Genomic DNA, 26335 nt, shown 5'->3' on the forward strand with positions numbered 1-26335 from the left:
AATCAATGATCTATTGTTCTCTAGAATCAATGCCGCCAGTTAGAATGAAAAAAAGAAAATGGGTGTTAAAATGTTAGAAAAGAAATTTGCACTCGCGCTGGCGGGATTGGGAATAGCAGTAAATCTGCCCGCTCATGCTGAGATCCTTGATAATGTTCGTGTCGGCGTGCTGGATCACAATGTTGAAGTTTTAACTCCAAAAAATTCGAACAAAGAGCCGGGTGTAAATGTTTCGGCTGAATTGCAGTTTTCAAAGCTCAATATACTTGGTGAGACTTGGTCACCGCATCCATATATTATGGCCTCTGTGAATACTGAAGGGGCGACATCTTATGCTGCTGTGGGGCTTGAGTGGGACTTTGAAATTTTCCAAGGTTGGCATTTGCAGCCTGGAATAGGGTATACTGTTCACACTGGTGAACTAGAAAGCCAAGGTTCAACTCCTGAAGAAAGAGCAGATTTTGAATCTACACACTTATTGTTAGGGTCACGAGATCTGTTTCGTACAAGTTTGGCGGTCACCAAAGACATCAATGAACATTGGGGCGTGCAGTTGATTTATGATCATCTTTCACATGGCCAAATGTTGGGCAATGGTCGAAATCAAGGGCTTGATGATGTTGGATTGCGTGTGGTGTATAATTTTTAATCCGCACGCGGACTGCCAAATTCCAACTGATTGCAATGTTTTACAGATGTAAATCGGCAATATGTGCTGCCAATTGTAGCGGATTGGTCATTTGCCTCTTGCTATTCGTGGCGGTTTAATGTCCTTTGCGCGCGGCATTCACTGATAATGGAGTAACGCATGTCCGGTGTGGCGGTTATCGGCGCTCAATGGGGCGACGAAGGAAAAGGTAAGATTGTCGATTGGCTATCAAGCAGAGCAGACGTAATTGTTCGCTTTCAGGGTGGTCATAATGCCGGTCATACACTGGTAATCGATGGTAAGACTTTTAAGCTAAACCTCTTGCCTTCTGGTGTTGTACGCGGCGGCAAACTCTCTGTTATTGGGAATGGTGTTGTTGTTGATCCATGGCAATTACTTGCTGAAGTTGAAGGCATGGAAAAAGAGGGCGTTGCCCTTGGACCAGACGATTTGATCGTAGCCGACAATGCCTGCTTGATCTTACCATGGCATAAAGACATTGATGCAGCTCGTGAGGGTGCGCTTGGTGATGCTAAAATCGGAACAACAAAACGTGGAATTGGTCCTGCTTATGAAGACAAAGTAGGCCGTCGCGCGATTCGTGTAGCCGATTTGAAAGATCCAGCTGCTTTGGATTTGAAATTAGAGCGCTTATTAGCTCACCACCGTCCACTACGTGTTGGGCTTGGCCTTGGTGAACCTGATGCAGCTCAATTGAAAGCAGATCTTCTTGCAATTGCAGACAAAGTTTTGTCATTCGCGCAACCTGTGTGGAAACGTCTTGATGACAGTGTAAAGCTTGGTCGCCGGATTTTGTTTGAAGGTGCACAGGGTGTAATGCTTGATGTGGATCAAGGGACATACCCATTTGTTACATCATCAAACGTTGTTGCTGGGCAAGCTGCGGCTGGTTCGGGTGTTGGTCCGGGAGCTGTAAACTATGTTCTAGGTTTGGCAAAAGCTTACACAACGCGTGTTGGCTCTGGGCCGTTCCCTACAGAACAAGATAATGAAATTGGTGAACGCCTTGGAACAGTTGGCCATGAGTTTGGCACTGTGACTGGCCGAGCACGTCGTTGTGGATGGTTTGATGCTGTAATGGTACGTCAAGCGTGTGCAACTTCAGGCGTTACAGGGTTAGCTGTTACAAAGCTTGATGTTCTTGATGGTTTGGAAGAGATCAAAGTTTGTATTGGTTACAAGCTGGATGGTGAAGTGATTGATTATTTCCCAGCTGGTATGACCGATCAGGCTGCAGTTGAGCCAATTTACGAAACACTGAAAGGTTGGGAAGGCTCAACAAAAGGTGCGCGTTCGTGGACGCAGCTTCCCGGTGAAGCGGTAAAATATGTGCGCCGACTCGAAGAACTTGTCGGAAAGCCGGTAGCGCTTCTATCTACATCACCTGAACGTGAAGACGTAATTCTTGTACGCGACCCATTCGTTGCGTAACCCATTGCTTTAATTTAGCTGAATTTTATTCAGCAGCGAGGCCGCGAATAGTTTGATTACTGTTTGCGGCCTTTTTCGTATCCGCTGAAAACTGTTCTGGTAGATAATATGAGACAGTGTCTCTCAAGCCCATCAGTAGGTTATGTTTTGCAAACCAGTTCAGTTCTCTTTCTGCTTTTCCAGCATTGAGGGCGCAACGATATGGTGAAATAGAACTTGATGTATCTTCTTGAATAAATTGAATATGGCTTCGACCATCATCTCTCAACAACAAGCCGTCAAGAGAGAGCATTGCGTTTGTTGCAATATCAATGTTGCGTCGTTCAGCACGTGCAGAAAACAAGTATGTTTCATTGCCTACACCTGAATGCGCAGCTGCTAGCAAGCCAGATGCGTAGTCATCTACGTGTAACCAGTCATAAGAATTGTTTGGATCTAGAACCTTCGTAATTGCTTCTTTGGAAGCATTTTTAACGAGAGTGGGGATTAGGCTATCATTGGATAGGTGAGGACCATAAAGAGCGGATGCGCCACAGTATATGACCGGAATCCCTGTTTCAGCAGACCATGCGTTTGCCAAAATCAAATCCATGACAGCTCGAGCGGTGGATACAGATGATGAAGATAGTGAATCATGTGTATCAAATTCGACTTTGCTTCCGGTGAGAGGGCCATAAACTAAAGTATTGAATGGAATAATGAATTTGAAAGCGTTTCTGGCCTCGTCGTTTAAAGATTCTACGTAGATTTTTACTGCATTGAGGATGCCTAATGTGGCTTCTGAACCTTGAAAGTTAGGTGTGCCGTTTTTTTGCGTCACACCGCCAGCACAATGAATAAATGCATCTGGTTTAAATTCCTTCATCAATGCGGCCAACATGATGCTATCAGTGACATTACCGATAAGTTGGGAATAATTTTCTTTTGATTTTACAGGAGCTAGTTGAGGCGCAATCTGAGCGGTGTTTTTAAGGTCAATATTAAAAACATGATGGTCTTTTTCTACAGCTTGTTTGACCAGGGAGGCACCAACAAAACCACAGCCACCTGAAACGAATATACGCATATTTTCAACAACTAATAAATCATAGAATCAATGGATCTATATTAGCTGATCTTGGTAAGTTTTGGTTAACAAACGGACGGTTTGCTAAATTATTCACAGCTGAATGAAATGCCCAAAACAAACACACTCTGGTATCAAAGGGGATCTATACCAGAGTGCTAAGTTGAGGGGGGCTAGGGGAATTTAAACGACGCCTTGCTCGATGGCTGCTTCTTTCATTGCTTTTTGCAGTTTTTCAAAAGCGCGTACTTCGATTTGACGAATGCGTTCGCGAGATACGTTGTATACTTCTGAAAGTGCTTCCAAAGTTGAAGGTTCGTCTTTCAAGCGGCGTTCTGCGATAATGTGTTTCTCACGTTCGTTAAGACCTTCCATAGCAGTTTCTAATAGAGACATGCGGGTTGAGAATTCGTCATTCTGTTCATATTCTTCGGCTTGGTCAGTTTGATCTTCATCTGCCAGCCAATCCATCCATTCGCCTTCACCTTCACCATTGCTAATAGGTGCATTCAGTGATGCGTCTCCGCCTGTCATGCGGCGGTTCATAGAGATAACTTCTTTTTCGCTAACGTTTAGGCGTGTGGCGATCTCTGTCACGTTTTCAGGACGAAGGTCACCTTCTTCAAGTGCTTGTATCTCACCTTTCAAGCGGCGAAGGTTGAAGAATAATTTCTTTTGCGCAGCTGTTGTTCCAAGTTTCACCAAACTCCATGAACGAAGAATGTATTCTTGAATTGATGCACGAATCCACCACATTGCGTATGTCGCCAATCTGAAACCTTTATCGGGATCAAATTTCTTTACAGCCTGCATAAGCCCAACATTTCCTTCGGAAATTACTTCACCGATAGGTAGGCCATATCCACGATAACCCATGGCTATCTTCGCGACTAGACGAAGGTGAGATGTAACCATTTGCTCTGCAGCTTCTGGGTCCTCATGATCACGCCAGCGATTTGCCAACATGAATTCCTGTTCTTTTTCAAGCAGAGGATATTTACGAATTTCAGTTAGGTAGCGCGACAAACCCTGCTCTGGAGAGAGTGCGATAGAAGTTGATAACTGCGCCATTTCCTGGCCTCCTCGTAAATGCTTTGGATGAGGAGTGTCCCCATCTGCGAACCTGTTGAGGGTGAAGATGACGAAATTTTTTGAATTCGTCTGCCCCCGTTTTTGCTATATGTTCCATAACTGACGTGAATAATGCTGGAACAAGCTTATAATTTTGCCTGACAACACAATTCAAAAAAACAGCCTTTTACATACGCAAAATTGTTGTTTGATTGAATATAGGACTGGAGAAGAAATATTTAAGGGGTTGTTTTCAAATAATTTTAAACTGGATTAAGAGATGAAAATCCGATTTGTACAAATTTCATTTAAAATCAAAAAATTAGAATGATCATTCTAAAAAAGGTTTGTTTGATTTTTTTTATAGTGAGCTCAATATTTGTGTTCACAAAAAGTTGAGTTCACTATTTTGTCGATATTTGAGGGTACATTTACCCATAATCGCAGAAAATTAGCTGGGTAGTTTTCTTAAAGCATCTAGTAATTCCAGCATATCTTGAGGAGGTTGTGTTTCAAACCTTAGCGCCTCTCCGGTTACGGGATGTTCGAAACCTAAAATAGCCGCATGCAGTGCTTGACGTTTAAAGTCTTTGCAGATCGATGTTGCATTGTCATAGGCAGGACCAGATCCGTGAGCTTTTAAACCTCTATAGCGACCGTAAGTTTGATCACCCAATAGGGGAGCGCCGATATGTGCCATGTGGACGCGTATCTGGTGGGTTCGGCCCGTCTCAAGTCTACATTCAGTTAGCGTGGCAGCGGGTAACCCAGAGCTTGCGTCCACTTTTCCAAATTGTTCGAGCACTTTGTAATTTGTGACTGCATGTTTGCCACGTTGTTGGAAGTCTTCTTCATACTCGCCATGCCACTCAGCAGACGCAGTCAGTCTGGACTCTCGAACCACTGACATCTTTTTGCGGTCGGTTTTGGAGCGTTCAATGCGCGCTTCAATTTTGCCGAGTAGAGGACGCGGTGCACCGCGTGTTACTGCAAGATAAGCCCGTTCCATGAAGTGTGCATGAAACAGAGAAGATAAACCTGTGTGAGCAAATTCTGTTTTGGCGCAGACCATGACACCAGATGTATCTTTATCTAGACGATGAACGATACCGGGACGAGCAACGCCGCCAATGCCAGGTAATTGTCCAGCGCAGTGATGCAGGAGTGCATTTACAAGTGTACCCGACGTGGCTCCGGGAGCGGGGTGAACAACCATGCCAACTGGTTTGTTGATGATGATGAGGTGCTCATCCTCGAACAATACATCAATAGGAATGTTTTCGGCCTGCGGTTCGGCGTCTACAGGTGGCGGCATTAAGATGACATAACGGCCTTCAGAGACTACTTTATGCTTGGGGCTGGTTATCGGCTTGTCATCGAGCAGAACATCACCTTTCTCGATGATGGATTTTGCACGTGAACGTGAAAGTTCGGGGGCTGCTATGGGTAGCCATTTGTCTAGGCGTTCGCCAGCGAACTCAGGGGGGGCAATAATTACAACTGATTCAGCTGCGTCATCTTCGTGGAAATCTGTCATGAGAAGACACGTGCCGTCCAATATCGATATTGTCAAACTTCATAATGGTATTTGACCAAAATTAGTTGGCTTTTGTAGAGATCATTTTCAACGCAAAGCTACCTATCAATGTCGCAAATATGTAGTCAAACGCGCGCATAAACTTTGGTGAATTCTGCATGAAGGATGAAAATTTGGAGGCCATCCAGATTATGCCGATGTAAAAAGGCAATGCCAACAAACAGAGATATAGCCCTAAGAATAAAAGCTTCTGTCCAGCATAGGGATCATTAGCGCTTACAAATTGAGGAAGAAAGGTCACAAAAAAGATTACCGCTTTGGGATTGATTAGATTCACCAGAAAGCCGTTAGACCAAGAATGCCAAATCGTATCTTTACCAGATTTGGTTTCAATCAATGTAAGGGCGGACCCATGGCGTACAGTTTTATAGGCAAGCCATAATAGATAAGCGATACCCGAAACTTTAAGAAGTCCAAATGCAATAGGTGATGCAGCAAGAAGGGCGGTGATACCTAGGCTAGCAAAGACCGAGTGAAGGATCGAACCTGTGGTGGTGCCTGCATATGTTGCTAAACCAATCTTGCGGCCTCGCCCGATGGATTTCCCTAACACGAGCGCCATATCGGGACCGGGCGATAAAATCAGAATGATAGCTGCCAAGGTGAATGCAGCCATTGTGGATACATCGGGAATAAAATTCATATTGGGTACTAAACGCCTACAGGTGGAAAGGTCGTCAATTGGTGCCAAACGTCGTGTAAGGCCACAAAATCAAAGTTTTGATCTGCACGTCCGTCCGCATCAAGGTCAGCAGGGGAGTTGCGCGTGATGAGAATTCCGATGATGGCTTTGGTCTGCGCGTCGTAAACTGCGCCTCCTGACATTCCCACTACAACGGGTTCAGACGGAGACGAAATTGTTGCGATCCAGTCCGTTGTACTCGGGCGCTGCATGTATACTTCAGCCTCGCGGAATGTGGGTTGCGAAGAGCCCGCCGGATATCCAGCGACAACAATTCTTTGCCCCACAACGGGAGCCAGTGGTTGTTGATGCGGCAAGCTACATCCGATTAAAGCAGCATCCATTTGCCCGGGATAGAGAATTTGATTGCCTGATGCAAAAGGAGGGGATGTTTTCAACATTTGGTTGATCACATGACCAGCTGTTATCCATCCGCCCCACAATTGAAAAAAGCTTCCAAACACTTGAATGCCCCGTTCATCAAAGAAGTGGCGTTTCAGGACTATGCTGGAAGGCAATGCTGGAGAATTTTCGATAACACTTGGCGTGTTGGACGCTGGTGTGCTTTGGTCTTCGGCAGCTTCCACGGTAGGCGTTTCTTCTGTCGGTACACGAGAATCGGTCAGGATGGAGTGTGCCAATCTTGCGCCGGATACAAGACGGCGAGCCCAACCCAATCCAAAAGTCGTGAATGTACGAAGTCCACCATAAAAGACACCGCGTCGAACCACAAACTCATTGAGCAGTTTTTCTTCATCCACGGATCTAGCTGCGCGCAGTGTATTTGGTCCGATTGCACCATCTACTTTGATACGTTTCCCAAGTGCGCCAACAGAGCGCTGCAGAGTTTTGATTGCTGCTTTGGGGCCAGAATTGACAGCGGCATCCATCATAAGAAACGCAATCGAAGGAGGAAGGTCATCCCCCATGATTTTATTCCAGTAGTTGGCGCGATAGATTTCTGCAGCTTCTCGGATAGTGAGGTCTTTTACTTCTTGTTTGGGGATGGAAGGTTTGCCTCTCCAGCGGGCTAAAACCTTTCTTGTTATACCAAAATTGGTGGCTCCACCTGGATCATTGGGATGATCAACATAGCCGCCTTCCCATGCGAAGACATGCGACATAGTTCTTTCATAGACGTTTTGAGTCGACATGAAATTCACCCTCTACTCTGATAGTAGTCTTGGACATTTTACATGCAAGACAGTGTGCGACAAGACGCAAAGCGCTCGCTAAATAGTGTTTTAGAAAAACTCGTTCTTTCGCAATATTAATCGGGTTTTGGCATTGTTTGATTAAGTGTAGATAAGTCAGTGACTTGCCGATAAAAACAAGACGTACGTCCAGTGTGACATGCACCATCTGTTTGACGAACTTTTAATATAATTGCGTCTTGGTCACAGTCCGTGAGGATCGATTCCACATATTGGTGTGCACCTGACGTATCACCTTTGCGCCATAATTCTTGGCGCGAACGAGACCAATATACCACTCTGCCAGTTTCAATTGTTAGTGCCAACGCTTCAGCATTCATCCATGCCATCATCAATATTTCATGGGATTGGGCATCTTGAGCAATGGCAGCAATTAAGCCGTTTGAATCGAAGCGAGGGCGAAACTGTTTTGTTTCATCTTGTTCAGCACCCTTGAGGGGAAGGGGGAAGCTAAAATTTGAGGCTGTTTGGGTCATACTCCTTCCTTTAAAGTGAAAAAGAACGAAATGCTAGCGGTATTGTGTTTGATAATTGGGCTAACCTGCGCTGCTTTGTCGTATGGGAATTTATGGAGTGCGTGACAATATCCATATATTAATTATGGATAAACAAGAAGGATAGCCAAAATGAGCCATACTCCACACGAGCTGCATGAAGAATTTCCAGATGCGATTGAAAAAATGCGCGCTCTTAAAGAGACCAACGCTCATTTTGTGAAATTAGCTGATGAATATCACGATGTGAATCGCGAAATTCATAGAATTGAAGTTGAGGTCGACGCTGCTTCCGACTTCCGGACTGACGAACTGCGTAAGACGCGATTGAAGCTAAAGGACGAAATCGCACAAATGCTATAGTGCCAATCTAATATTTTGGTCCGTTAAACCCGTGCTTCGATAAGTGCGGGTTTTTTTGTCAGGTATTTTTGACAATTTATGTAAAATATAATTGACATGTAAAATATTATGTACATATTATGTAAAAAATAATAGACATATAATGGAGCGTTCAATTGTCTTTGAAAGAGAAAACAGCATGGGTATCGTTATTGGCGACATTACTTATATACGGAAACTATTTTCTTGATGTTGGATTGAAAATTGATCCGGCAACCCCAACTAACGCGTTCATGATGAAAATGATAACAGTCGTTGTGGGGGTGATTATTGTGAATATAGTTGGCAATATCATCGCAAATATATCTTCATATAAAGATTCCGATGAAAAATATGACGAACGTGATCGACTGATACGTGCTCGCGCAGGAGATATTTCTGGAAATGTTCTAGGAGTAGGTGTCGTTATCGCATCTGGACAACTCTTTTATAACGGAACAGCTATTGAAATTGTTCACTGGGTTTTGTTGTCACTGGTTGTTTCTGAAATTGTGAACAATGCGATTAAAATTGCGCACTACCGGTTTTGGCTGCAATAGGGGAAGTACATTGAGCAAAAACCTTCCTTTTACAAATTCAATCGTTGAACTGCGCAAAGCAAAAAAAATAACTCAGCAAGAGCTAGCGGACGCAATTGGAATGACCCGTCAAACCATCGTCGCGATCGAAAAAGGGAAATATTCTCCTTCATTAGAGGCGGCGTTTAAGATTGCAATGACGTTAGAAGCGGAAATAACTGAAGTGTTCGTATGGAACGAATAAAAAAATCCCCGCAACTGAGAAAGGTTGCGGGGATTTTTGAAATAAATGGTGAAGGCTCAGCGTTCACATAAACGCAAGAATCGATCACGCAGATCTTTGTCTGTTTTGAAAACACCTGTAAATTGTGTGGTAACCGTAGACACATTCGGGTGGTGCACACCGCGCGTTGTCATACACATGTGTTTCGCATCAATCATGATGGCAACACCGGCAGGTGCAAGACTTTCTTCAATGGCATTACAGATTTGCGATGTCATAGTTTCTTGAGTCTGCATACGCTTTGCGTAAATCTCGACCACACGTGCAAGCTTAGATATTCCAACAACTGCTTTTGTTGGCATATAGGCGACATACGCTTTCCCCATGAAAGGGGCGATGTGGTGTTCACAATGGCTTTCGACATCAATGTCGCGAAGCATCACTATATCATCATAGCCTTGCACGTCTTCAAAAGTCCTCGATAGGTATTGTACTGGGTCTTCGTTGTATCCTGAGAACCATTCTTCATAGGCTTTTACGACGCGTTTTGGCGTGTCGATTAGACCTTCACGGTCTGGGTCATCGCCAGTCCATGCAAGTAGAGTTCTGACTGCTTTTTCAGCTTCTTCACGTGAAGGACGTTCTATATTTTTTTCTTGCGGCACGGCACCGTCTTCTGTCATCTTGTCCACTTTTCAGGACCTTTCTAAATCTGAGGGACGAGGGTCGAGCCGGGGCTCAATTGGTTGCAAACCTATTTGCACTCCAAAGCCCGGACTTAACGCCCGCCCGATAATTCCCCTCAGGGTATGGCTGTAGAGATAGTGTCCATTGATGAATTGTCAAATTGATCAGACCAAATTTCTTTAGAACAAAACTTAGGTTGCGATGCGTCTTGAATGGTTTAGAAGAGGTTTTTCAATCTTGTATTCGCACGATTAGATAGAATTTTTAAGGAATAAATCTCGTGGACATTAAACTCACAAACTCACTCACGCGTAAAAAAGAGGTATTCGTGCCTCAGGATGAAAAGCGGGTGACGATGTATGTGTGTGGACCAACTGTTTATTCCTACGCGCACATCGGAAATTTCAGACCACCGGTCGTGTTTGATGTTTTGAACCGTTTATTGCGCTCGAAATACGGCGAAGATGCTGTTGTGTATGCGAGCAACTTTACGGATGTTGATGATAAAATTATCAAAGTGGCCAATGAAACAGGTGAGCCAATTTCTGCGATTACAGAAAAATATTCTAAGGCTTACATAGAAGACTCTACTGCTCTTAACATTAAGCAACCTGATTTCCGTCCAACGGCGACCGCTCACATTTCAGATATGATTGAGATGATGGAGAAGCTGGAACGCAAAAAATACGCCTATCGCACGGATTCTGGTTTGTGGTTTCACGTTAAGTCTATGGATGATTACGGCAAGCTATCTGGTCGGAATTTGGACGACATGGTGGCTGGTGCGCGGGTGGAGGTTGATGATGAAAAGCGAGATCCAGCAGATTTCGCTCTATGGAAAGTTGCTAAACCGGGCGAACCTGAAGAAGCTATTTGGGATAGTCCCTGGGGAAGAGGGCGTCCGGGCTGGCACATAGAATGTTCTGCGATGATCTCAAAGGTTTTGGGTAAAACAATTGATATTCATGGTGGTGGCATCGATCTTCAATTTCCTCATCACGAAAACGAGATCGCCCAATCAGAATGTGCGCATGGTGAGACCATGGCAAATTACTGGTTACACAACGGCTTTCTAGATATTGAATCTGAAAAAATGTCTAAAAGCATTGGGAATGTAAAAATCCCACATGACATGCTGAAGGACGCGCATGGGGAAGTATTGCGTTTGGCTTTATTGTCAGCGCAATATCGTCAGCCTTTGGATTGGACACAAGCATTGCTAGATCAGTGTAAAGCAACTTTGGATCGGGCTTATGGCGCATTGCGCCGTGTCTGGGACTTTGATGCTGTTAGGGTCGAAGACTATGGCGTCGTTGTCGCTTTGTGTGATGATCTAAATACTCCTCAGGCATTGGCAGAGTTATCTCGATTGGCGGGTGAGGCCAACCGAGCTGCAGATGCAAATGATCAAAAAGCCATGGCGCAAGCCAAAGCTGACATATTGTTTGCTGGCGATTTGCTCGGTCTTCTTCAATCTACTCCGGAAGAGTGGGAGAAGGGGGATGATGGTGATGATGCTGCGCGAATTGATGCTCTTGTTCAGGCGAGACTGGATGCTAGGGCTGCCAAAAATTGGGCAGAAGCTGACCGGATCCGTGACGAGTTAGCCGCTGAAGGCATTGAGATAATGGATAATGCTGGTGGGTCCACTTGGCGTCGCGCCTAACTAAGGTTAACCTGATTCTGAAATCACTTTTTCAGGGTTAGATTTTTATGAAATTATCAGATTTTTCAACCAAACCTGTTCAGGCAATAGGTTTGGCGACGTGTGCGATGTTTTTATCTGGTTGTTTTGATAAAGATATTGATGAATCAGTTGTCTTTAAACCAAGAGAGATATCTGAAAAAAATGATGATATTTCAAATACAAAACTTATCAATGAGGTCAGTTTAACTCAGCCATCATCAGATGAATTGATAGATGCTAAAGGTTATGCCGCTCACCTTCCTGCGAGCATTGAGCATGGATTTTGGGGTAAGGAAGAGAGTAAAATTGCTTGGACACTGGTGAGTTCGGTAGCAAGCGCTGAAAATGATAGAAAACGTCCTCTCATTGTGAACTGTTTTGGTAATGTCGGCGACCGCGTGAAAGACGGGGTTTGGACGACTAAAAAGAACTTCGCTTGGGGCGATGTGTTGATGTTTGATTATCCTGGTTATGGAGACTCCCCGGGCGTTGCATCAACGGAAAGCATGCACAATATGCATCGTCTTGTCTCGGATGAGATAGATAAATTAGGTGCGGACCGTCCGATTGTTTTATGGGGACACTCTCTTGGTGGCTTTGTTTGTTCTGAACTTGGGCGAACAGCAAGAGAACCAGATGCGATCGTGCTTGAAGCTACCGCTTTGAACGTGAAAGAGGTCGCGAAATCTTGGAAACCTTGGTATCTACCGTTTGTCGGTGTGGATATAAAAGAAAGCCTTAATGACTATGACAATGCACGTGCATTAGCGCACTTTAAAGGGCCAATTATTGTTTTAGGTGCAAAGAAAGACGAAACCCTAGAGGTTGGTCTTGCACGTTCATTGAGGAAAGCGCTTAAAAAACGCGGAGTGAATATGAGCTATCTGGAATTTAAAAAAGCCGGGCACTCAAACATTTCCGAACAATATGATTACTTTAAACGGCTTAATCCACTTTTGGCAGATGTGCAGGATTTAAAACATTCTCAAGAATAACGTTTCGCACCGCTTTGACAGGGCAGTGAAAACAAATGGGTCTGCAGGGGAGTTTTCATATGCTTTGGCCTAAACTGTGTCTGGTTTGTATCATGCTTGGTGGAGTGTTGGTGTCTGGTAGTTGTACAATTTCATTGCCAGATGATGCTATTTTTCAGGCTCCTAGGTGGAGCAATATTGCGAAATCTGCAGATCAGCTTCGATTTGTTGATGAAGATAAGCTAACAGAATTAAACAAGTTTCCTGGAAACCGGCCATTGTTGGAAGAGCATTTGCCCGCAACGATTGAGCATGGCTTTTTGAATGTTTCTGAGTTTCAAATTGCCTACAGTCTTGTACGTTCAGGTAAGTTTGAGGATGAACAAAACCGCCCTTTGATAGTGAGCTGTTATGGAACTGGCGGTGATCGTCCAAACTATGGCGTTTATTATGCAGAGAAGCTTTTGCCGTGGGGAGATGTCCTGCAATTTGATTATCCCGGATATGGCGATAGTTCTGGAGAAACGAGTATTTCGGCGATCAAGACTATTTTGCCGGATGTGGTTAGGTTGGCTAATGAACAAGCTGGCGATCGTCCTCTGATTTATTGGGGGCACTCATTAGGTGGTTTTTTCTGTCCAGAGATGGCCAACATGTCTGGAAAACTAGATGGAGTTGTGTATGAGGCAACTGCTTTAAGTGCTGAAGAAGCATCCAAAGTGTGGAAGCCATGGTTTTTAAGAATTATCCCATTTTTAAAACTCGCACCCTCTGAAACATCGAGAGAAGGGAATAACGCTACACCGCTGGCAGGAAAAGAAGTTCCCGTACTCGTATTAGCTGGTGGAAAGGACAAAGTTCTTCCTGCTTGGCTTTCGCGTTCTCTGGCAGACGCACTGGAGGATCAGGGTAATGATGTCACTTATCATGAGTTCGATAATGGAACTCATATGAATTTGCCGTTTCAAGAAGAGTTCGAAGGCCGTGTGGACCCATTTTTTGAAAAAATCCAAACAAATTCCAATCGAAAACGGTGATTGTTGATTTTGGGGATTTCAAGAAATCTTTGCGCATTGTATTTGATAAAATTGTTCCCAATAGATTTTGGACTTTAAATGCCAACTGAACCCTCTAAGTTGAAAACACAGCCGCAAACCTTTGAAATGTTGTTGGAGAACATCAAAGTAGGAACTGATGGCGAAGTGGTCAGTGTGCAACAATTGTTGGATGTCGTTGGTCGTAGAGCTTATGGACCTGTCATTCTCTTGCTGGGATTTATTGCACTTTCACCTCTGACAATTGTGCCAGGCGGGAATTGGTTGGTCGCTACGGTTATATGGATAATAGCCATTCAAATTGTGTTTGGAAGGCCATATCCTTGGGTGCCTAAAAAAGCATTGGAAGCGAGCTTTCCACGAAAGTATCTATTGTCCGCGCTCGAGGTTGGAATGCCATGGGCTCTAAAAGCAGATAAAATCACCAAACCACGTTTTGAATTTCTGACAGAGCCTCCATTTATCAACATCGTTGCAATTTGTTGTGTGCTAGCAGCTTGGATAACCTATCCACTAGGATTAATTCCTTTGGGGCCGGTAATGCCAAGTTTAGCGGTGTTATTGATTGGGGTGGGGCTCGCTGCCAGAGATGGAATTTTCCTATTTGTGGCGGGCCTAGCAATTGTAGGAAGCCTGTTGTTATCCATAAAATTGGCAGATAGAATGCTGGGATTATTAGGTCTAGGATAATTTATCCTCTTGACGAAATCACTCAAGATGACGACCTAAGCACTATGTTTGATGAAATCTATCATAATCGCGTTTTAGAGTTGGCAGCGAACATTCCAAATGTTCAACGCTTGGACGATGCTCACGGCAGCGCAAAAAAGGTCTCGCGTGTTTGCGGTTCTGTCATTACTGTGGATGTGAAACTGGATGAGAACGGCAAGATTGCAGAAGTGGGTTTTGAACCAGAAGCTTGCGTTCTAGGACAAACTTCTTGTTCCGTATTATCTGGTCATGCTGTCGGTAGAACTTTGGAAGATATCATCACTGTCCGAGATGAATTTCGAGCGATGCTGAAAGAAGGTGCACCACCTCCAGGTGGAGACTTTTGGGAGCTTCGCCATTTAGAGGGCGTGCGTGATTATCCCCAGAGACATACGTCTACATTGCTTGCTTTTGAAGCTCTGATTGCCGCTATTCAAGACGCGAAATCAAACAAACACAAAGTTGAGTAATATTGACCGCGGCACCCCCGAATTTCCCTTATTTGGAGAGTTTGGTCTAAAGATTGCATCACTTCTTTAAAAACTTGCAGAGAAAGCAAGGACCAAAAGGAGGAATTGAGATGAAACTTATAGACCTTACAATAGCATGCGTTGCTTTATTGGGACTAAGTGCTTGTTCTACTGTCGGTAATTCTCCAGAGCTTGAACCTCATATGCCGAAAATTTCTTGGCCGAATGGAGCCAAAGCTGCTATCGCTCTCACTTATGATGATGGGGTCAATTCTCAATTGGATACAGCAGTTCCAACTTTGAATGAAGCAAATCTCAAGGGCACTTTTTATATAGTTGTCGGACGTGATGGATGGAATTCAAGGGTTCGTGATTGGGAAGTTGTGAGCCAGCAGGGCCATGAACTCGGCAATAAATCAATTTATCATCCTTGCCGCGCGACTGGAGCAGGAAAAGGTTGGATTTCAAGAGATTCAGATCTTGATCGTTACTCCGCGGAGCAAATGGCAATTGAACTTGATAAAGCGAATCGAATTTTGTCTTCGGTCGATAATGAAACCACTCGCACATTTGCCTACCCTTGTGGAGAAAGCCAAACGAGCGACGGTAGCTATTATTCTCTAATAAAACCGCTCTTCATTGGCGCTCGTGCAGTGCATGATGTGCCGTATGAAGAGAATGACAGATATAATGTAACGACTTTTGCTGCACATAATTCGAGCTTTGAAGAGATCGTTTCATATATCGACGGCGTCATTGAAAAAGGCGAAGCTGGTAGCCTGTCATTCTTTGGAGTAGGCGGAGATTATCTCTCTGTATCTGCAGATATGCATCAGAAAGTCGTTGATTATTTAAAATCTCGCAATGACGATGTTTGGGTAGATACAATGGTGAACATAGCTGACCATATGGAAGCCGCTGGTTGGTAGATCCTAAAATGGGTTGAGGGTATACCCATCTTGTTGGAGCAAAGCATGAGCTGTCATTGCAGAAAGTGATAGCTCAACACCAGGCAATAATTTTTCCTTTGTCACTCCATAGTATGCTGCAGTTTGCCCGCACAAATAGATTTTAGTGTTTTGTTCCAGAAGGGCATTTATGAGAGAGATGCTTGGGTTTTGTGTAGATTTAGAAGTGTCGTAAAAATCTGACTTTAAAAGGTCTTTGTAAGCGGATCCATGCACGACAATTGCAACTGATATTTGATCGGCAGGAATCCCAGCGCGCGCATGCATGTTTATAAAGCGTGCGGCGGTATTAAGTGATCGACTTGGTTTATCGTTTTTGCCAGCTTCTCCGATATCAAAAGCAACCTTAAATTCAGTGTCTAGTGGAATTTTGAGATCGGATTTTACGGCAACATTTTCACCAAACTCTTCAATCACAGGGCCTTTCGTGAAGGCTGATTTTTCTGCTAATGCTAAAGGAGACAGGACGGTTGCACCTGCTAATAAACACAGCGTTCGAATTGATGTTTTCATGTTCAATCTCCTTTGTAACATAAAGTAGAAAACATGTTTCATTGCGTCAATTCGGAAAGCGGTTTCTAACCTAAAATGGCACCGGACTGGTGAAAGTAATTTCCTCACCACCAATTGGATGGTGCATTGTTATTGAGTGCGCGTGTAATTGTAATCTATCAGCAGCTTCAAATGCTTGGTCATGTGCGTAAATGCGGTCTGCAAGAATGGGGTGACCGATATGCTGCATGTGCAGGCGCAATTGATGAGTGCGACCAGTAATTGGGGTTAATTCAACGCGCGTTATTCCATTCTGGCGATCCAACACCTTCCATTTGGTTTGTGCGGCTTTACCATTCTCATAGCAAATCATTTGTTTAGGGCGATTAGGCCAGTCACACACTATGGGCTCGTCGATAAACCCTTCATCGTTTTCAATTTCGCCCCAAACCCTCGCGATGTAGGTTTTGGAAGTGTGACGACGTTCAAACTGTAGACCTAGATGGCGCATCATTGCGTGTTCACGCGCCATAACCCAAACACCTGATGTCGCCATATCTAATCGATGCACTGTGCGAGCTTCGGGATAAACGACTTGCGCACGTGTTTCTAGGCAATCGGAATGCTCAGGAGGTTTTCCAGGGACACTTAATAGACCGGATGGTTTGTCCAGCACCAAAAAAGCCTCATCTTCATAGATGACAACAATCGAAGGGGTTTTGGGAGGGGCGTATATAAAGCTTCGTGACATTTGAGGGAGGACTGCCAGTTTGAATTATCACTGGCAAGTCCTGAATAGAAATTATTGAGCGGCTATGAGGGATGCAACATTTTCAACAAGGATTGTGTTGTTCTCGGCAATTATAGTGCATTTTGAGTTTTTCCCTTCATAAGCTTTTTGAGATTTTGGAAGCTTTTTGCGCATTTCTTGGAAAGTCTCACATTGTTTCATTGCATTGTCCCTAGCGATGTCTAAATGGAGAAACCCTTTGACCTGATTGAGAGTACGAATTCCATCACTAGCCATGACACGGTGGCCTTTTTCAATCTTATTGAAGCGATCAACATCACCCTGTAAAACTACTTTTAGCAGTTCAGGAGTAGTTTCCAATGTTGTTAATGCAGGTGTATTGATGTCATCCACGTGTTGGCTTGAAGTGATTATGTCATTTCCTTGAGCCGCGAGGATACAGTCTTTAGTCGTGTTTTTCTTGCAGCGACTTAGAGCTTGATCATCTGCAATCGATTGAGCCTCTTTTCCGCTTACAAATGTAGTTCGTCGACTTCCTGCAAAATCTGAAAGAGCAAAGGCTTTTGCGCCGATTCTGTTTAAGTATTGCTCGAATTTTTCGAGGTCTTTGTGGGTTTTAATGCCTGCCGGATAATGAGAAACTTTGATTGGAGCGGGGTGGGCATCTCCGTTTTTTTGTTTGTGATTTAAATCTACAATCTTGCATGAAACCGCGTGCTTTTCACAGTTCAGCAATGCGCTAGTACTTGCTTGCTGATCACTAGTGCGTTTGCTTGCTGACCCCCAAGCTCCGTTTGGTGAAACCGCTAAAGCTTTATGCCCCATTTCTTTTAAGTACTTAGCATATGTTGTAAGAAGCTTCTTATTGCCTCTAATTTCAATTGGAACTGCATCTTGGTTCGGCGTCGGCCAAACTTGGTTTTCTGCAGCTTCTAGCTCTTCGCGAAATATTTCAGCCTCGGTATAGTCGGACCCGTCAATAGATTCACCATTAACGCTTATGACTTCACAAGGAGCTATCGCTGATTGCCGACAGTAGTTTAGAGCTGAATCTTTAGCTTCTTCAACTGTACCATAATTCCATGAAGCACCCGATGATCCATCTTCAGAAATTGCGAATGCACGGTTTTCGTTGTTTTCTGAGTATTTTAGATAGTGATCAATCATTGTAACTCTATTCAGAGAGTTGGGTACTGGTTGCGCATTTGCAGCAACTGAACAAAAAGAAACAACCGCAATGGTCAAGGTGGATAGTTTCAAAAAAGGCACTGACTTGTCTCACTTTTCAAATTCTGAGCGCTTACAAATGGCTCGTTCAATTCGATAACAGTTTGGAATAATTAGGCGGTTCTTAGTAATTTGGCGACGGTACTATTTAAAAGACATTTGGAATAAAATTGATGTGCTGGAACCATAGATTTGATGAGGAATGGAATAGATTTTTCGTTGTTTTGTTGATTTGTCCTAGCGATAAGAGCTGAACCAAAAAATAGGCGCGTTTGAGTGGATTCATTTGTTTCAATTTTCTCTGTCATCAGCCAGCTTCGCGTGGCTTGTTTGAAATCGCACATAAGAAGTTGGTTTTCGTTGCGGGCTTCTAAATTCCATGCCGCATATTTTTCGATGGTTCCAATAGCAAGTTGAGCAGCTTGCCTGTCAGAAGAAGGTTTGAACACCAAGCAAGTTAGAATAAACCGCTCTAATTTGAAAACGCGGCTATTGTAAAACGCTTCAATGAAATCGGCCTGAGATACGTGTTTATCTATCACCACGCTGAAGCAATCAGTGTAGTCGCCTGATTTAACATATTTTTGTAATAGAGCGTTTTCGGGGAGGGGAGTTTCTTCAATTTTCATATCAATTATTCGAATATCTCGAAGTCGTCGTTGGGATCAATCGATTCAATCTCGGGGTCTTCAGAAACTTTGTTTGTTATAATTCGTAGATCTGTTAAATTTTCATTTTCTAAAGCTTCGCGATATGCCCGAAGAAGACCCTTTATCTTCAATTTGGTTTCAAACTCATTTTGGGGTGGGGCATCATATGAATTTGACGACATTAGTAAGCCTCGTGTTGCGCATTCAATTCCATTTGTCGGATGATGCCTTGAATATCACTCTGGGCAATGTCTGAGGATTCGCCGTATCCGGTAATGGGGTTCGGCCCCACACCGTCTTGTCGAATTACTTCGTCATACAAAACCCATGCGCGTTTATCGTCGGAGCAGCTAAGTTCTAACCACAAGTCTTCGCCACCATCTTGTTGGTTGCTTATGTCTGAGACGTTGTAGAGATCGTTTTCATTGATTTCGTATTCTTTGCCATTGAACTCGACGATCGTGAAACCTTCTCCGAGGTATCGCAAATAAGAAAGCTGATCACCTCTCTTTAAGGAGAGCTTTTTGACTTGATAGCCCATTTCATCTGATGGATATTCAATGTCGGTGTCTTCTGTGATCGTGATTTTGAAGATTTTGGTTGCGGTTTTGAATATGAGATCATCTGCTTCAACGCGTGCTACATTCCATTGTTGATACGTCGCAAGGTTGGGCACTGGGCAGTCAATGTGCGAAGGCGTTAAAGGATGCATGCGGGAATGAGCTTTTAAGACAACATCCTTTTTCAAGATCGAAAATCCTGCGGGATATTCACCAGGCCAACCAGCGGTAACTGCCCATCCAGTCGTGTAATGGTCGGTCAACTGAGCATCTAGCTCTGATTGCGACAGTTTAGGTGTTTCAATAGAGGCAGTTTTTTCTGTTCGCTCTTCTATTGTGTTTATTGTTTCTTGTGTCGCACAGGCTGAAACAAGTAAAGCGGTTAGAATACTCGCAAAATAACGCATGGTTTTCATTGCCTCCCAATAGCTATATTAGTCTGGGTAACCGCAAGTTTAGTCAATCTGTTATGCAGTGACGTTATAAAAGTTTTACGAATGAAAGAGACTTCAGAAATACGGCCTCGATATGGTCCTATTATGGGCTTGCTTCTTAAAGCTTATAAATCAACACTCTCCGTCATATTTCAGGCTGTTGGAATTCATTGCCGACATCATCCGACTTGTTCAGAGTATTGTGCTGAAGCGTGCACGCGGTACGGCGTGTGGGCAGGTAGTTGGATGGGGTTAGCTCGTTTTTGCCGGTGTCGGCCTGGTGGCACACAGGGCGAAGACCCGGTGCCACAGGATAGGCGACAGACTGCTAGCTGGATGACCCCATGGCTTTATGGGCAATGGGGCTCCCAGCGATTTGACACAGCAGAAAACGAAGAAAAGACAAATTAAGATGTTTTCGCGCGTTGGCGATGGGCGCTGGCTTTTGCGCGATTTCCGCAAACTTGCATAGAGCACCAGCGGCGTTTTCCATTTTTTGATGTATCTAAAAATTCGATCGTGCAGGTTGGCCCATCGCAATTACGAATGCGGTCATAGTTTTGGTTGCATATCAGATCAGCAACAGCATGGGCGATGGGTAAGATCAGCTGGTCAGGTGAAACATACTCGCGTCTAATATTCAGAGATTTTCCTGCGGATGTCTCACCGTTTTGTATGGAATAATAAAGCGTGTCTTTCTCAAGAATGGAATTCAAGTCCAAGATGATTGCATCAAGGTCTTCTTGTTTCCGGCTTAGTAGTTTAATCCGCAAATCTTCGCGGTATTTTTTTAAGGTATCGGCGGTCTTATTCAGTAATTGAGAAAATTCAGGGGCCTGCAAATGCTCGACGTCTGATTTCTCGACCGCCTGACTTTCTATCAACCAATTCAGAGCTTCTTCCCCAGTATCTAGCCAATCAATCATTTCTCCTGTTGGAGCGCAGATTGAGTTTAGAAAGTCCAGAGCGAGATGATCTGCGACTAAATAAGGGGGAGGTTTAGATGAGGGCACTGCAATAAAACTCATGTCACAAAAAGTTGTTCAAGGCCGACCTTCCTACAGTCTGTTTTGGAATTGACCAAATCTCATTTGCGTGAAAATAACCATTAAAAATAAATTTAGAAGGTTATTATGTTCGGTCTATTTAAAAAATCATCAGCAAGCACTCAGATGAGTTCTGGTGCGTTATCCAAAAAGAAAGAAGCAGGAATGACGAGAATTTTATATATTGTTGCGTCTCCACGTGGTGAGAATTCACAATCGAGCGCGATTGCTAATGCCTATATAGAACGACGCAAAGAGGATCCATCTGTTGAGATCGATGTGTTGGAGCTATGGAAAACTGACTTGATTGAGTTTGATGGTGACAAAGCAGCTGCCAAGATGACTTTCTTTGGCGAAGGCCAAATGGACAACACAACTCAATCTGCTTGGGATCAAGTTGTTGAAACAATAGAACGTTTTGTTGCAGCTGATGAGTACGTAATTTCTGCGCCAATGTGGAATGGCGGAATTCCTTATAAATTAAAGCACTATATCGACATCATCACACAACCGGGCTTGTTGTTTGGCTTTGATCCAGAAAATGGCTATTCCGGTTTGCTTGAAAATAAGAAAGCGAAAGTATTCTATACTGCCGGTGTTTTTGCACCTGGCGCCGATGCTAAATATGGTCAGGATTTCCACTCAACTTATCTAAATTGGTGGTTGGAACTGATTGGTGTTTCAGACATTGAAGCAGTTAGATTTCAGCCATCTCTGCTGACACCGACACCAGCTGACGACCGTGCAAAAGTTATCGAAGCAGCTATCGCTCTCTCATAACACTGCAAAGCACTTGAATGATTTTGGCCCTCGCGCGCAAATTATGCATGCGGGGGCATTTTATGGGTTAATGTTAGAAATTTACGTTGAGGGGTTCACTCTTTACCAAATTCTTTTTAGACCTGCTCGTTGCTATACAATTTTGTATGCACAAACGAGAAGAAAACCATGATCAAAGTAACCCTTCCAGACGGTTCCATCAAAGAGATGGAAGATGGCGCTTCTCCACGCGATGTGGCGGAAAGCATTTCCAAATCCCTGTCTAAGCGTTCGATCGTTGCTACGGTAAACGGCGAGCCTTGGGATATGGAACGAACGTTGGAAGGTGACTCAACCCTTGCATTACACACCAAAGATGACCCTGAAGGATTAGAGGTTATCCGCCATGATGCTGCACATATTCTTGCGCAAGCAGTGCAAAAATTGTTTCCAGGCACTCAGGTTACAATCGGTCCTGTAATCGATGATGGTTTTTATTATGACTTTGCACGTGAAGAACCATTTTCGACAGATGATTTTGACGCCATCGAAAAAGAGATGAACAAAATCATAGATGCGAACTATCCGATAATTCGTGAAGAGTGGGATCGTAACGAAGCGATAGCCAAGTTCAAAGAAATTGGTGAGACATATAAAGCGCAAATCATCGAAGACTTGCCTGAGAGCGAAACTATCACTGTCTATAAGCATGGTGATGAATGGTATGATTTGTGTCGTGGACCTCACTTGCCATCGACTGGGAAACTACCAAAAGCCTTCAAGTTGATGAAACTTGCTGGTGCTTATTGGCGCGGTGACAGTAATAATGAGATGCTTCAGCGTATTTATGGGACCGCTTGGACGAGTGAAAAAGAACTCAAAGCGTATCTACATCGTCTTGAAGAAGCTGAGAAACGTGATCACCGTAAATTAGGGAATGAACTCGATCTTTTTCATCTGCAAAAAGAAGCGCAAGGCTCGGTGTTCTGGCATCCTCGCGGGTTCATGATTTGGCGTCAATTAGAAGCTTATATTCGAAGACGTCAGGACGAATTTGGTTATCAGGAAGTGAAAACACCACAATTGCTGGACTCTGTTTTCTGGGAACAATCAGGACACTGGTCGAAATTTCGTGAAAACATGTTTGTGGTTCCTGATGAAGCACCTTCAACCGATGATGAGGGGCCGGTGGTTTCGAATGATGCGGATTTGATGGCTCTTAAGCCTATGAATTGTCCTGCTCATATTCAGATTTTTAAGCAGGGGACTAAATCTTATAGAGATCTTCCGATCCGCATGTCCGAGTTTGGATGTTGTCACCGTAACGAAGCTCATGGGGCATTGCATGGCATAATGCGTGTTCGTCAAATGACACAGGATGATGCGCATATATTCTGCCGTGAAGATCAAGTAACCGACGAAGTCGTGAAATTTCTCGATCTATTCAATAAAGTTTATACTGACTTTGGCTTGACCGATATTGATTATAAACTCGCAACACGTCCAGAGCAACGCGGTGGAAGTGATGAGGTTTGGGATCAAGCAGAGAAGTCTCTGGCAGATGCTTTAACTCAGGCTGGACTTGAATTTGAAATAGCTGAGGGTGAAGGAGCTTTTTACGGCCCTAAACTTGAATTTCACCTGACAGATGCGATTGGGCGTACATGGCAGTGTGGTACATTGCAGTTGGATTACGTCCTACCTGATCGATTAGACGCATCTTATATCGGCGAGGATAATGAACGTCATCGCCCGGTAATGTTGCACCGAGCTGTGTTTGGTACGTTTGAACGTTTTATGGGAATTTTGATCGAGCACTATGCTGGAGCGTTCCCAATGTGGTTGGCACCTACACAAATGGTGCTGGCGACCATTACGCCCAAAGCTGATGAATATGCCATCAAAGCTGCTGAAAAATTGAAAGCAGCTGGCATTCGCGTAGAGCTGGATCTTCGTCATGAGAAGATCAACTATAAGGTTCGCGAACACTCTCATCAGAAAGTTCCTGTTATTGCTGTAATCGGGATGCAGGAAGCAGAAGAAGAGAAATTGGCCTTGCGCCGCTTTGGGACCGGAAATTCTCGTCCAGAGATCGTGACTTTGGTTGAAGCATGCGAGACACTTGGTGTTGAAGCAAAGGCTCCTGACTTGAGATAGAGCGGCTGAAGTCCGAACTTGCTATTTCAGCAAGTTTGGGCTTTTACTGGTTTCTTGTGGGGCATATGCTTTCAAAGCATGTAAGCGGTTAGTAAAGTGAAGTTGATGTCGGCAATTCCGTGGACTTTTGCTGCCTTAGTATGGCTGCCCGTCGCATTTGCCGGTGCGCTAGGATTTGTGCCTCTAGTCGGTATTTTAGCGCTATTTGCCTTTTTTCAATCAAAAAAGTTTGAATACAAAACTTATATGCTGCCTCTCTTTTTAGGACTGGCATACATCGCTTTGACGTCTATATGGTCTCCTTATGCAACACCTTTGGTTGATATCAATATAGCTGAAGGCGATTTTCATATTCGATCAGCAGTGTTGCGAGTTTTATTGGTTGTTCTGTTTGGCGGGGTCGTTTTAGCGGCGGCCGATAGGCTCTCCCAAAAAAATTCAAAAATTGCTATTTATGCCTTTTTAGTCGCAGTAGGACTGCAAGCAATAAGCCTGATGGTTATCAATTATTTTCCAGATCAAGTTTATGAAAAGGTTGCATCACTTACCTCGGACAGAGCATCTGCCATTTTGAATTTAAGCAGAAATATTGTCTGTTTTGCGGTTGGGGCGATCATCTCCATGGCTGTGATCCGGCATCTTTTTGATAGCCATGATGTGAGATTGAAAATCGCTTCCGGACTGTGGGCGTTATTCGCGGCTTACTATTGTCATTCTATGAGCGGTTCTGCTGCTGCGATTGGAATACTAGTGGCCTGGTTTTTTATGTTTTTTCCTGCTATTTTTGGGAAATATACATTTAGAGTAATCGGTTGTTTCTCTGCCGGGTTTATAGTGTTTTCTCCGATTTGTTTTAGCCTATTAATAGAGGTGCTGGGGGAGAATAAATACGCTTTGGAGCCGTCATATTTATGGCGTATTGAGATTTGGACGAGTGTGTTAAATCACGCCACGAACGCGCCGATCCTCGGCAATGGTCTTGATGCATTGCGTACCTTTGATGAAACCTTTCAGGAGGGCCTTTTTCAAGGCGAGAAAATTATCCCATTGCATGCGCATAACATGCTGCTGCATTTGTGGGTGGAAACTGGGTATATCGGGATATTTGCAGCGGCTTTGAGTGTGCTGCTCTTTAGTTTCAATTTGCCGGATCCATATGATTTAGGGCCAAAATCGGCTGCTGCCACTTGTGGTTTGTGGGCCCTTTGTTTAACCATATGCACACTATCATTTAGTGTATGGAGCGAATGGTGGTGGGCTCTAATAGTTGTAGCGATTGGATTTATAATCTTGTTACGCAATAGTTGGATCGCTGAAGTTGAGTAGTGGGGAAGTATTCAGATGAGCACACAGCGTGTTTGGGAACTGGTTCGGCAATCGGTTGATAATTTACCGTCAGTTTCCGCAATTGTTGTGTCCTATCATACTGGTTCTGCTCTTAGAGACTGTATAGACGCACTCCTTACTGATCCTCAAGTCGACGAAATTGTTATTGTGAATAATGGCAACAAGCCTCGTGATGTCGGTTTGTTAAATCGACTTGCCGACAAGCATAGAAGTCGAGTTCAATTGATTTCAGGCCATGGCAATGTTGGCTTTGCAAGAGGATCAAACCTTGGTGCGAAATATGCCAATGGTGAGCGACTTCTCTTTCTAAATCCTGATGCCATATTGCGGCGCGGTTCTGTGGCCGCGCTGGAAGATGCTGCCAAGAAACGTCCAGAACCGTGGATTGTGGGTGGGCGTATTTTTGACGTTAAAGGGCAAGAGCTAAGGGGGGGGCGTCGCCGTATGCTGGGATTAACCTCTGCATTGATCACATACACAGGGCTGGGTTTGTTTGAGCGGTTGCATCCAATCTTCTCTGATGTAAATCGGTTTAAAGAAGACTGCCCGATGGGCCCTGTGGAAATGCCTGTTGTGTCTGGTGCGCTAATGTATATGTCGCGGACTGGTTTTGATATGCTCAATGGCTTTGATGAAGATTATTTCCTTCATGTTGAAGATATTGATATTTGTCGGCGCGCACAGGAATTGGAAAACGGAGGGGTGTATTACACGCCTTTAGCTGGTGCTTTGCATCACGGTAGCACCAGTGATGTCTCCAGCCTTCGCGTCGAGTGGGAAAAGGCATGGGGGCTCGGGCTCTATTTTAGAAAGTTTGCACAAGCATTTCCTGAACGCTTGTTGGCTTGTCTGCTGATTCCCTTTTTTGCAATCTTATTGATTGGCCGTGGAATAGGGCGTCTCGGATTAAGCAAGGTAAAGCGCAAACTATTATTTGGGCGCTTGAAATTCTCTGATAACAACCGAGCTGCTCAGACTTAATCGAGGCGCTG

The 26335-nt window shown here is 44.1% G+C and carries 30 protein-coding genes; 16 read left to right on the forward strand and 14 right to left on the reverse strand.

Going from position 1 to position 26335, the window contains the following annotated elements; genetic code table 11:
* The first annotated feature begins 70 nt into the window (after positions 1 to 70).
* Complete coding sequence (locus F551_RS0101260; protein ID WP_155825703.1) at positions 71 to 649, forward strand: acyloxyacyl hydrolase; 579 nt, start codon at positions 71 to 73, stop codon at positions 647 to 649.
* Positions 650 to 808: 159 nt separating this feature from the next.
* On the forward strand, positions 809 to 2101 hold the full coding sequence (locus F551_RS0101265; protein ID WP_018995658.1) for an adenylosuccinate synthase: 1293 nt from the start codon (positions 809 to 811) through the stop codon (positions 2099 to 2101).
* Between the two features lie 25 nt (positions 2102 to 2126).
* On the opposite strand, the gene F551_RS0101270 is transcribed toward F551_RS0101265, so the two are convergent.
* The 6 genes from F551_RS0101270 to hisI all read right to left on the reverse strand — a co-directional run bounded on the left by F551_RS0101270 (position 2127) and on the right by hisI (position 8207).
* Positions 2127 to 3167 (reverse strand): NAD-dependent epimerase/dehydratase family protein, encoded by a 1041-nt coding sequence (locus tag F551_RS0101270; protein ID WP_018995659.1) that lies wholly within the window; start codon positions 3165 to 3167, stop codon positions 2127 to 2129.
* Positions 3168 to 3350: 183 nt separating this feature from the next.
* Positions 3351 to 4238 (reverse strand): RNA polymerase sigma factor RpoH, encoded by an 888-nt coding sequence (rpoH, locus tag F551_RS0101275; RefSeq protein WP_018995660.1) that lies wholly within the window; start codon positions 4236 to 4238, stop codon positions 3351 to 3353.
* A 451-nt stretch (positions 4239 to 4689) separates the two neighbouring features.
* Positions 4690 to 5775: an RluA family pseudouridine synthase gene (locus F551_RS0101280; protein WP_018995661.1), complete on the reverse strand. Its 1086-nt coding sequence runs from the start codon at positions 5773 to 5775 to the stop codon at positions 4690 to 4692.
* A gap of 61 nt (positions 5776 to 5836) precedes the next feature.
* Positions 5837 to 6478 carry a LysE family translocator gene (locus F551_RS0101285; protein ID WP_018995662.1) on the reverse strand — a complete coding sequence of 214 codons (642 nt, stop codon included), beginning with the start codon at positions 6476 to 6478 and terminating at the stop codon, positions 5837 to 5839.
* A gap of 8 nt (positions 6479 to 6486) precedes the next feature.
* The gene (locus F551_RS0101290; RefSeq protein WP_018995663.1) at positions 6487 to 7671 is read right to left on the reverse strand and encodes a glycosyl hydrolase 108 family protein; all 1185 of its coding nucleotides are present in this window, start codon (positions 7669 to 7671) and stop codon (positions 6487 to 6489) included.
* 116 nt (positions 7672 to 7787) lie between these two features.
* On the reverse strand, positions 7788 to 8207 hold the full coding sequence (hisI, locus tag F551_RS0101295) for a phosphoribosyl-AMP cyclohydrolase (protein ID WP_018995664.1): 420 nt from the start codon (positions 8205 to 8207) through the stop codon (positions 7788 to 7790).
* A 150-nt stretch (positions 8208 to 8357) separates the two neighbouring features.
* Between hisI and F551_RS0101300 the strand changes: the two genes are divergently transcribed.
* From F551_RS0101300 to F551_RS0101310, 3 genes are all read left to right on the forward strand, one after another.
* The gene (locus tag F551_RS0101300; RefSeq protein ID WP_018995665.1) at positions 8358 to 8588 is read left to right on the forward strand and encodes a YdcH family protein; all 231 of its coding nucleotides are present in this window, start codon (positions 8358 to 8360) and stop codon (positions 8586 to 8588) included.
* 155 nt (positions 8589 to 8743) lie between these two features.
* Positions 8744 to 9166 (forward strand): hypothetical protein, encoded by a 423-nt coding sequence (locus F551_RS0101305; RefSeq protein ID WP_018995666.1) that lies wholly within the window; start codon positions 8744 to 8746, stop codon positions 9164 to 9166.
* Between the two features lie 10 nt (positions 9167 to 9176).
* A complete protein-coding gene (locus tag F551_RS0101310; RefSeq protein WP_018995667.1) occupies positions 9177 to 9389 on the forward strand; it encodes a helix-turn-helix transcriptional regulator in 213 nt (70 codons plus the stop codon).
* Positions 9390 to 9445: 56 nt separating this feature from the next.
* Here F551_RS0101310 and folE read toward each other — a convergent pair whose 3' ends face one another.
* Positions 9446 to 10051 carry a GTP cyclohydrolase I FolE gene (folE, locus tag F551_RS0101315; RefSeq protein ID WP_018995668.1) on the reverse strand — a complete coding sequence of 202 codons (606 nt, stop codon included), beginning with the start codon at positions 10049 to 10051 and terminating at the stop codon, positions 9446 to 9448.
* 284 nt (positions 10052 to 10335) lie between these two features.
* On the opposite strand from folE, the gene cysS reads away from it, so the two are divergent.
* From cysS to F551_RS0101350, 6 genes are all read left to right on the forward strand, one after another.
* On the forward strand, positions 10336 to 11721 hold the full coding sequence (cysS, locus tag F551_RS0101320; RefSeq protein ID WP_018995669.1) for a cysteine--tRNA ligase: 1386 nt from the start codon (positions 10336 to 10338) through the stop codon (positions 11719 to 11721).
* Between the two features lie 47 nt (positions 11722 to 11768).
* Positions 11769 to 12737, forward strand: a complete 969-nt coding sequence (locus tag F551_RS0101325; RefSeq protein WP_018995670.1) for an alpha/beta hydrolase family protein — start codon at positions 11769 to 11771, stop codon at positions 12735 to 12737.
* Between the two features lie 59 nt (positions 12738 to 12796).
* The gene (locus tag F551_RS0101330) at positions 12797 to 13753 is read left to right on the forward strand and encodes an alpha/beta hydrolase (RefSeq protein ID WP_018995671.1); all 957 of its coding nucleotides are present in this window, start codon (positions 12797 to 12799) and stop codon (positions 13751 to 13753) included.
* 78 nt (positions 13754 to 13831) lie between these two features.
* Complete coding sequence (locus F551_RS0101340) at positions 13832 to 14461, forward strand: exopolysaccharide biosynthesis protein (protein ID WP_018995673.1); 630 nt, start codon at positions 13832 to 13834, stop codon at positions 14459 to 14461.
* A gap of 44 nt (positions 14462 to 14505) precedes the next feature.
* Positions 14506 to 14952: an iron-sulfur cluster assembly scaffold protein gene (locus F551_RS0101345; RefSeq protein WP_018995674.1), complete on the forward strand. Its 447-nt coding sequence runs from the start codon at positions 14506 to 14508 to the stop codon at positions 14950 to 14952.
* 110 nt (positions 14953 to 15062) lie between these two features.
* Positions 15063 to 15881 carry a polysaccharide deacetylase family protein gene (locus F551_RS0101350; RefSeq protein ID WP_155825708.1) on the forward strand — a complete coding sequence of 273 codons (819 nt, stop codon included), beginning with the start codon at positions 15063 to 15065 and terminating at the stop codon, positions 15879 to 15881.
* A 3-nt stretch (positions 15882 to 15884) separates the two neighbouring features.
* On the opposite strand, the gene F551_RS0101355 is transcribed toward F551_RS0101350, so the two are convergent.
* The 6 genes from F551_RS0101355 to F551_RS0101380 form a co-directional block, all read right to left on the reverse strand.
* A complete protein-coding gene (locus tag F551_RS0101355; protein WP_018995676.1) occupies positions 15885 to 16433 on the reverse strand; it encodes a DsrE family protein in 549 nt (182 codons plus the stop codon).
* Between the two features lie 70 nt (positions 16434 to 16503).
* Positions 16504 to 17163 carry a pseudouridine synthase gene (locus F551_RS0101360; RefSeq protein WP_018995677.1) on the reverse strand — a complete coding sequence of 220 codons (660 nt, stop codon included), beginning with the start codon at positions 17161 to 17163 and terminating at the stop codon, positions 16504 to 16506.
* Between the two features lie 51 nt (positions 17164 to 17214).
* A complete protein-coding gene (locus F551_RS0101365) occupies positions 17215 to 18330 on the reverse strand; it encodes a hypothetical protein (protein WP_155825710.1) in 1116 nt (371 codons plus the stop codon).
* 173 nt (positions 18331 to 18503) lie between these two features.
* The gene (locus tag F551_RS0101370; RefSeq protein WP_018995679.1) at positions 18504 to 19019 is read right to left on the reverse strand and encodes a hypothetical protein; all 516 of its coding nucleotides are present in this window, start codon (positions 19017 to 19019) and stop codon (positions 18504 to 18506) included.
* A 5-nt stretch (positions 19020 to 19024) separates the two neighbouring features.
* The gene (locus tag F551_RS0101375) at positions 19025 to 19222 is read right to left on the reverse strand and encodes a hypothetical protein (RefSeq protein WP_018995680.1); all 198 of its coding nucleotides are present in this window, start codon (positions 19220 to 19222) and stop codon (positions 19025 to 19027) included.
* Entirely contained in the window at positions 19222 to 20007 is a 786-nt protein-coding gene (locus F551_RS0101380; protein ID WP_155825712.1) for a hypothetical protein, read from the reverse strand. The genes F551_RS0101375 and F551_RS0101380 overlap by 1 nt, the downstream gene beginning before the upstream one ends.
* Positions 20008 to 20139: 132 nt before the next feature.
* On the opposite strand from F551_RS0101380, the gene yidD reads away from it, so the two are divergent.
* A complete protein-coding gene (gene yidD / locus F551_RS17250; protein ID WP_233355213.1) occupies positions 20140 to 20445 on the forward strand; it encodes a membrane protein insertion efficiency factor YidD in 306 nt (101 codons plus the stop codon).
* On the opposite strand, the gene F551_RS0101385 is transcribed toward yidD, so the two are convergent.
* Complete coding sequence (locus F551_RS0101385) at positions 20442 to 21062, reverse strand: CGNR zinc finger domain-containing protein (RefSeq protein WP_018995682.1); 621 nt, start codon at positions 21060 to 21062, stop codon at positions 20442 to 20444. The two genes, yidD and F551_RS0101385, sit on opposite strands and share 4 nt — an antisense overlap.
* A gap of 105 nt (positions 21063 to 21167) precedes the next feature.
* Between F551_RS0101385 and F551_RS0101390 the strand changes: the two genes are divergently transcribed.
* The 4 genes from F551_RS0101390 to F551_RS16040 all read left to right on the forward strand — a co-directional run bounded on the left by F551_RS0101390 (position 21168) and on the right by F551_RS16040 (position 26324).
* Entirely contained in the window at positions 21168 to 21860 is a 693-nt protein-coding gene (locus F551_RS0101390; RefSeq protein WP_018995683.1) for an FMN-dependent NADH-azoreductase, read from the forward strand.
* Positions 21861 to 22028: 168 nt separating this feature from the next.
* Positions 22029 to 23996 carry a threonine--tRNA ligase gene (thrS, locus tag F551_RS0101395; RefSeq protein WP_018995684.1) on the forward strand — a complete coding sequence of 656 codons (1968 nt, stop codon included), beginning with the start codon at positions 22029 to 22031 and terminating at the stop codon, positions 23994 to 23996.
* Positions 23997 to 24101: 105 nt separating this feature from the next.
* Positions 24102 to 25322, forward strand: a complete 1221-nt coding sequence (locus F551_RS0101400) for an O-antigen ligase family protein (RefSeq protein WP_018995685.1) — start codon at positions 24102 to 24104, stop codon at positions 25320 to 25322.
* A gap of 15 nt (positions 25323 to 25337) precedes the next feature.
* A complete protein-coding gene (locus tag F551_RS16040) occupies positions 25338 to 26324 on the forward strand; it encodes a glycosyltransferase family 2 protein (RefSeq protein ID WP_018995686.1) in 987 nt (328 codons plus the stop codon).
* Positions 26325 to 26335 lie beyond the last annotated feature (11 nt).

Origin of the sequence: Hirschia maritima DSM 19733 (assembly GCF_000378345.1) — a bacterium.
Classification (GTDB): Bacteria; Pseudomonadota; Alphaproteobacteria; order Caulobacterales; family Hyphomonadaceae; genus Hirschia; species Hirschia maritima.

Bases quoted from the DNA above. Each gene is read 5' to 3' on its own strand.
- F551_RS0101260 (WP_155825703.1), top strand. From the start codon at position 71: ATGTTAGAAAAGAAATTTGCACTCGCGCTGGCGGGATTGGGAATAGCA.
- F551_RS0101265 (WP_018995658.1), top strand. From the start codon at position 809: ATGTCCGGTGTGGCGGTTATCGGCGCTCAATGGGGCGACGAAGGAAAA.
- F551_RS0101270 (WP_018995659.1), bottom strand. From the start codon at position 3,167: ATGCGTATATTCGTTTCAGGTGGCTGTGGTTTTGTTGGTGCCTCCCTG.
- rpoH (WP_018995660.1), bottom strand. From the start codon at position 4,238: ATGGCGCAGTTATCAACTTCTATCGCACTCTCTCCAGAGCAGGGTTTG.
- F551_RS0101280 (WP_018995661.1), bottom strand. From the start codon at position 5,775: ATGACAGATTTCCACGAAGATGACGCAGCTGAATCAGTTGTAATTATT.
- F551_RS0101285 (WP_018995662.1), bottom strand. From the start codon at position 6,478: ATGAATTTTATTCCCGATGTATCCACAATGGCTGCATTCACCTTGGCA.
- F551_RS0101290 (WP_018995663.1), bottom strand. From the start codon at position 7,671: ATGTCGACTCAAAACGTCTATGAAAGAACTATGTCGCATGTCTTCGCA.
- hisI (WP_018995664.1), bottom strand. From the start codon at position 8,207: ATGACCCAAACAGCCTCAAATTTTAGCTTCCCCCTTCCCCTCAAGGGT.
- F551_RS0101300 (WP_018995665.1), top strand. From the start codon at position 8,358: ATGAGCCATACTCCACACGAGCTGCATGAAGAATTTCCAGATGCGATT.
- folE (WP_018995668.1), bottom strand. From the start codon at position 10,051: ATGACAGAAGACGGTGCCGTGCCGCAAGAAAAAAATATAGAACGTCCT.
- F551_RS0101325 (WP_018995670.1), top strand. From the start codon at position 11,769: ATGAAATTATCAGATTTTTCAACCAAACCTGTTCAGGCAATAGGTTTG.
- F551_RS0101330 (WP_018995671.1), top strand. From the start codon at position 12,797: ATGCTTTGGCCTAAACTGTGTCTGGTTTGTATCATGCTTGGTGGAGTG.
- F551_RS0101340 (WP_018995673.1), top strand. From the start codon at position 13,832: ATGCCAACTGAACCCTCTAAGTTGAAAACACAGCCGCAAACCTTTGAA.
- F551_RS0101345 (WP_018995674.1), top strand. From the start codon at position 14,506: ATGTTTGATGAAATCTATCATAATCGCGTTTTAGAGTTGGCAGCGAAC.
- F551_RS0101350 (WP_155825708.1), top strand. From the start codon at position 15,063: ATGAAACTTATAGACCTTACAATAGCATGCGTTGCTTTATTGGGACTA.
- F551_RS0101355 (WP_018995676.1), bottom strand. From the start codon at position 16,433: ATGAAAACATCAATTCGAACGCTGTGTTTATTAGCAGGTGCAACCGTC.
- F551_RS0101360 (WP_018995677.1), bottom strand. From the start codon at position 17,163: ATGTCACGAAGCTTTATATACGCCCCTCCCAAAACCCCTTCGATTGTT.
- F551_RS0101365 (WP_155825710.1), bottom strand. From the start codon at position 18,330: ATGATTGATCACTATCTAAAATACTCAGAAAACAACGAAAACCGTGCA.
- F551_RS0101370 (WP_018995679.1), bottom strand. From the start codon at position 19,019: ATGAAAATTGAAGAAACTCCCCTCCCCGAAAACGCTCTATTACAAAAA.
- F551_RS0101375 (WP_018995680.1), bottom strand. From the start codon at position 19,222: ATGTCGTCAAATTCATATGATGCCCCACCCCAAAATGAGTTTGAAACC.
- F551_RS0101380 (WP_155825712.1), bottom strand. From the start codon at position 20,007: ATGCGTTATTTTGCGAGTATTCTAACCGCTTTACTTGTTTCAGCCTGT.
- yidD (WP_233355213.1), top strand. From the start codon at position 20,140: ATGGGCTTGCTTCTTAAAGCTTATAAATCAACACTCTCCGTCATATTT.
- F551_RS0101385 (WP_018995682.1), bottom strand. From the start codon at position 21,062: ATGAGTTTTATTGCAGTGCCCTCATCTAAACCTCCCCCTTATTTAGTC.
- F551_RS0101390 (WP_018995683.1), top strand. From the start codon at position 21,168: ATGTTCGGTCTATTTAAAAAATCATCAGCAAGCACTCAGATGAGTTCT.
- thrS (WP_018995684.1), top strand. From the start codon at position 22,029: ATGATCAAAGTAACCCTTCCAGACGGTTCCATCAAAGAGATGGAAGAT.
- F551_RS0101400 (WP_018995685.1), top strand. From the start codon at position 24,102: ATGTCGGCAATTCCGTGGACTTTTGCTGCCTTAGTATGGCTGCCCGTC.
- F551_RS16040 (WP_018995686.1), top strand. From the start codon at position 25,338: ATGAGCACACAGCGTGTTTGGGAACTGGTTCGGCAATCGGTTGATAAT.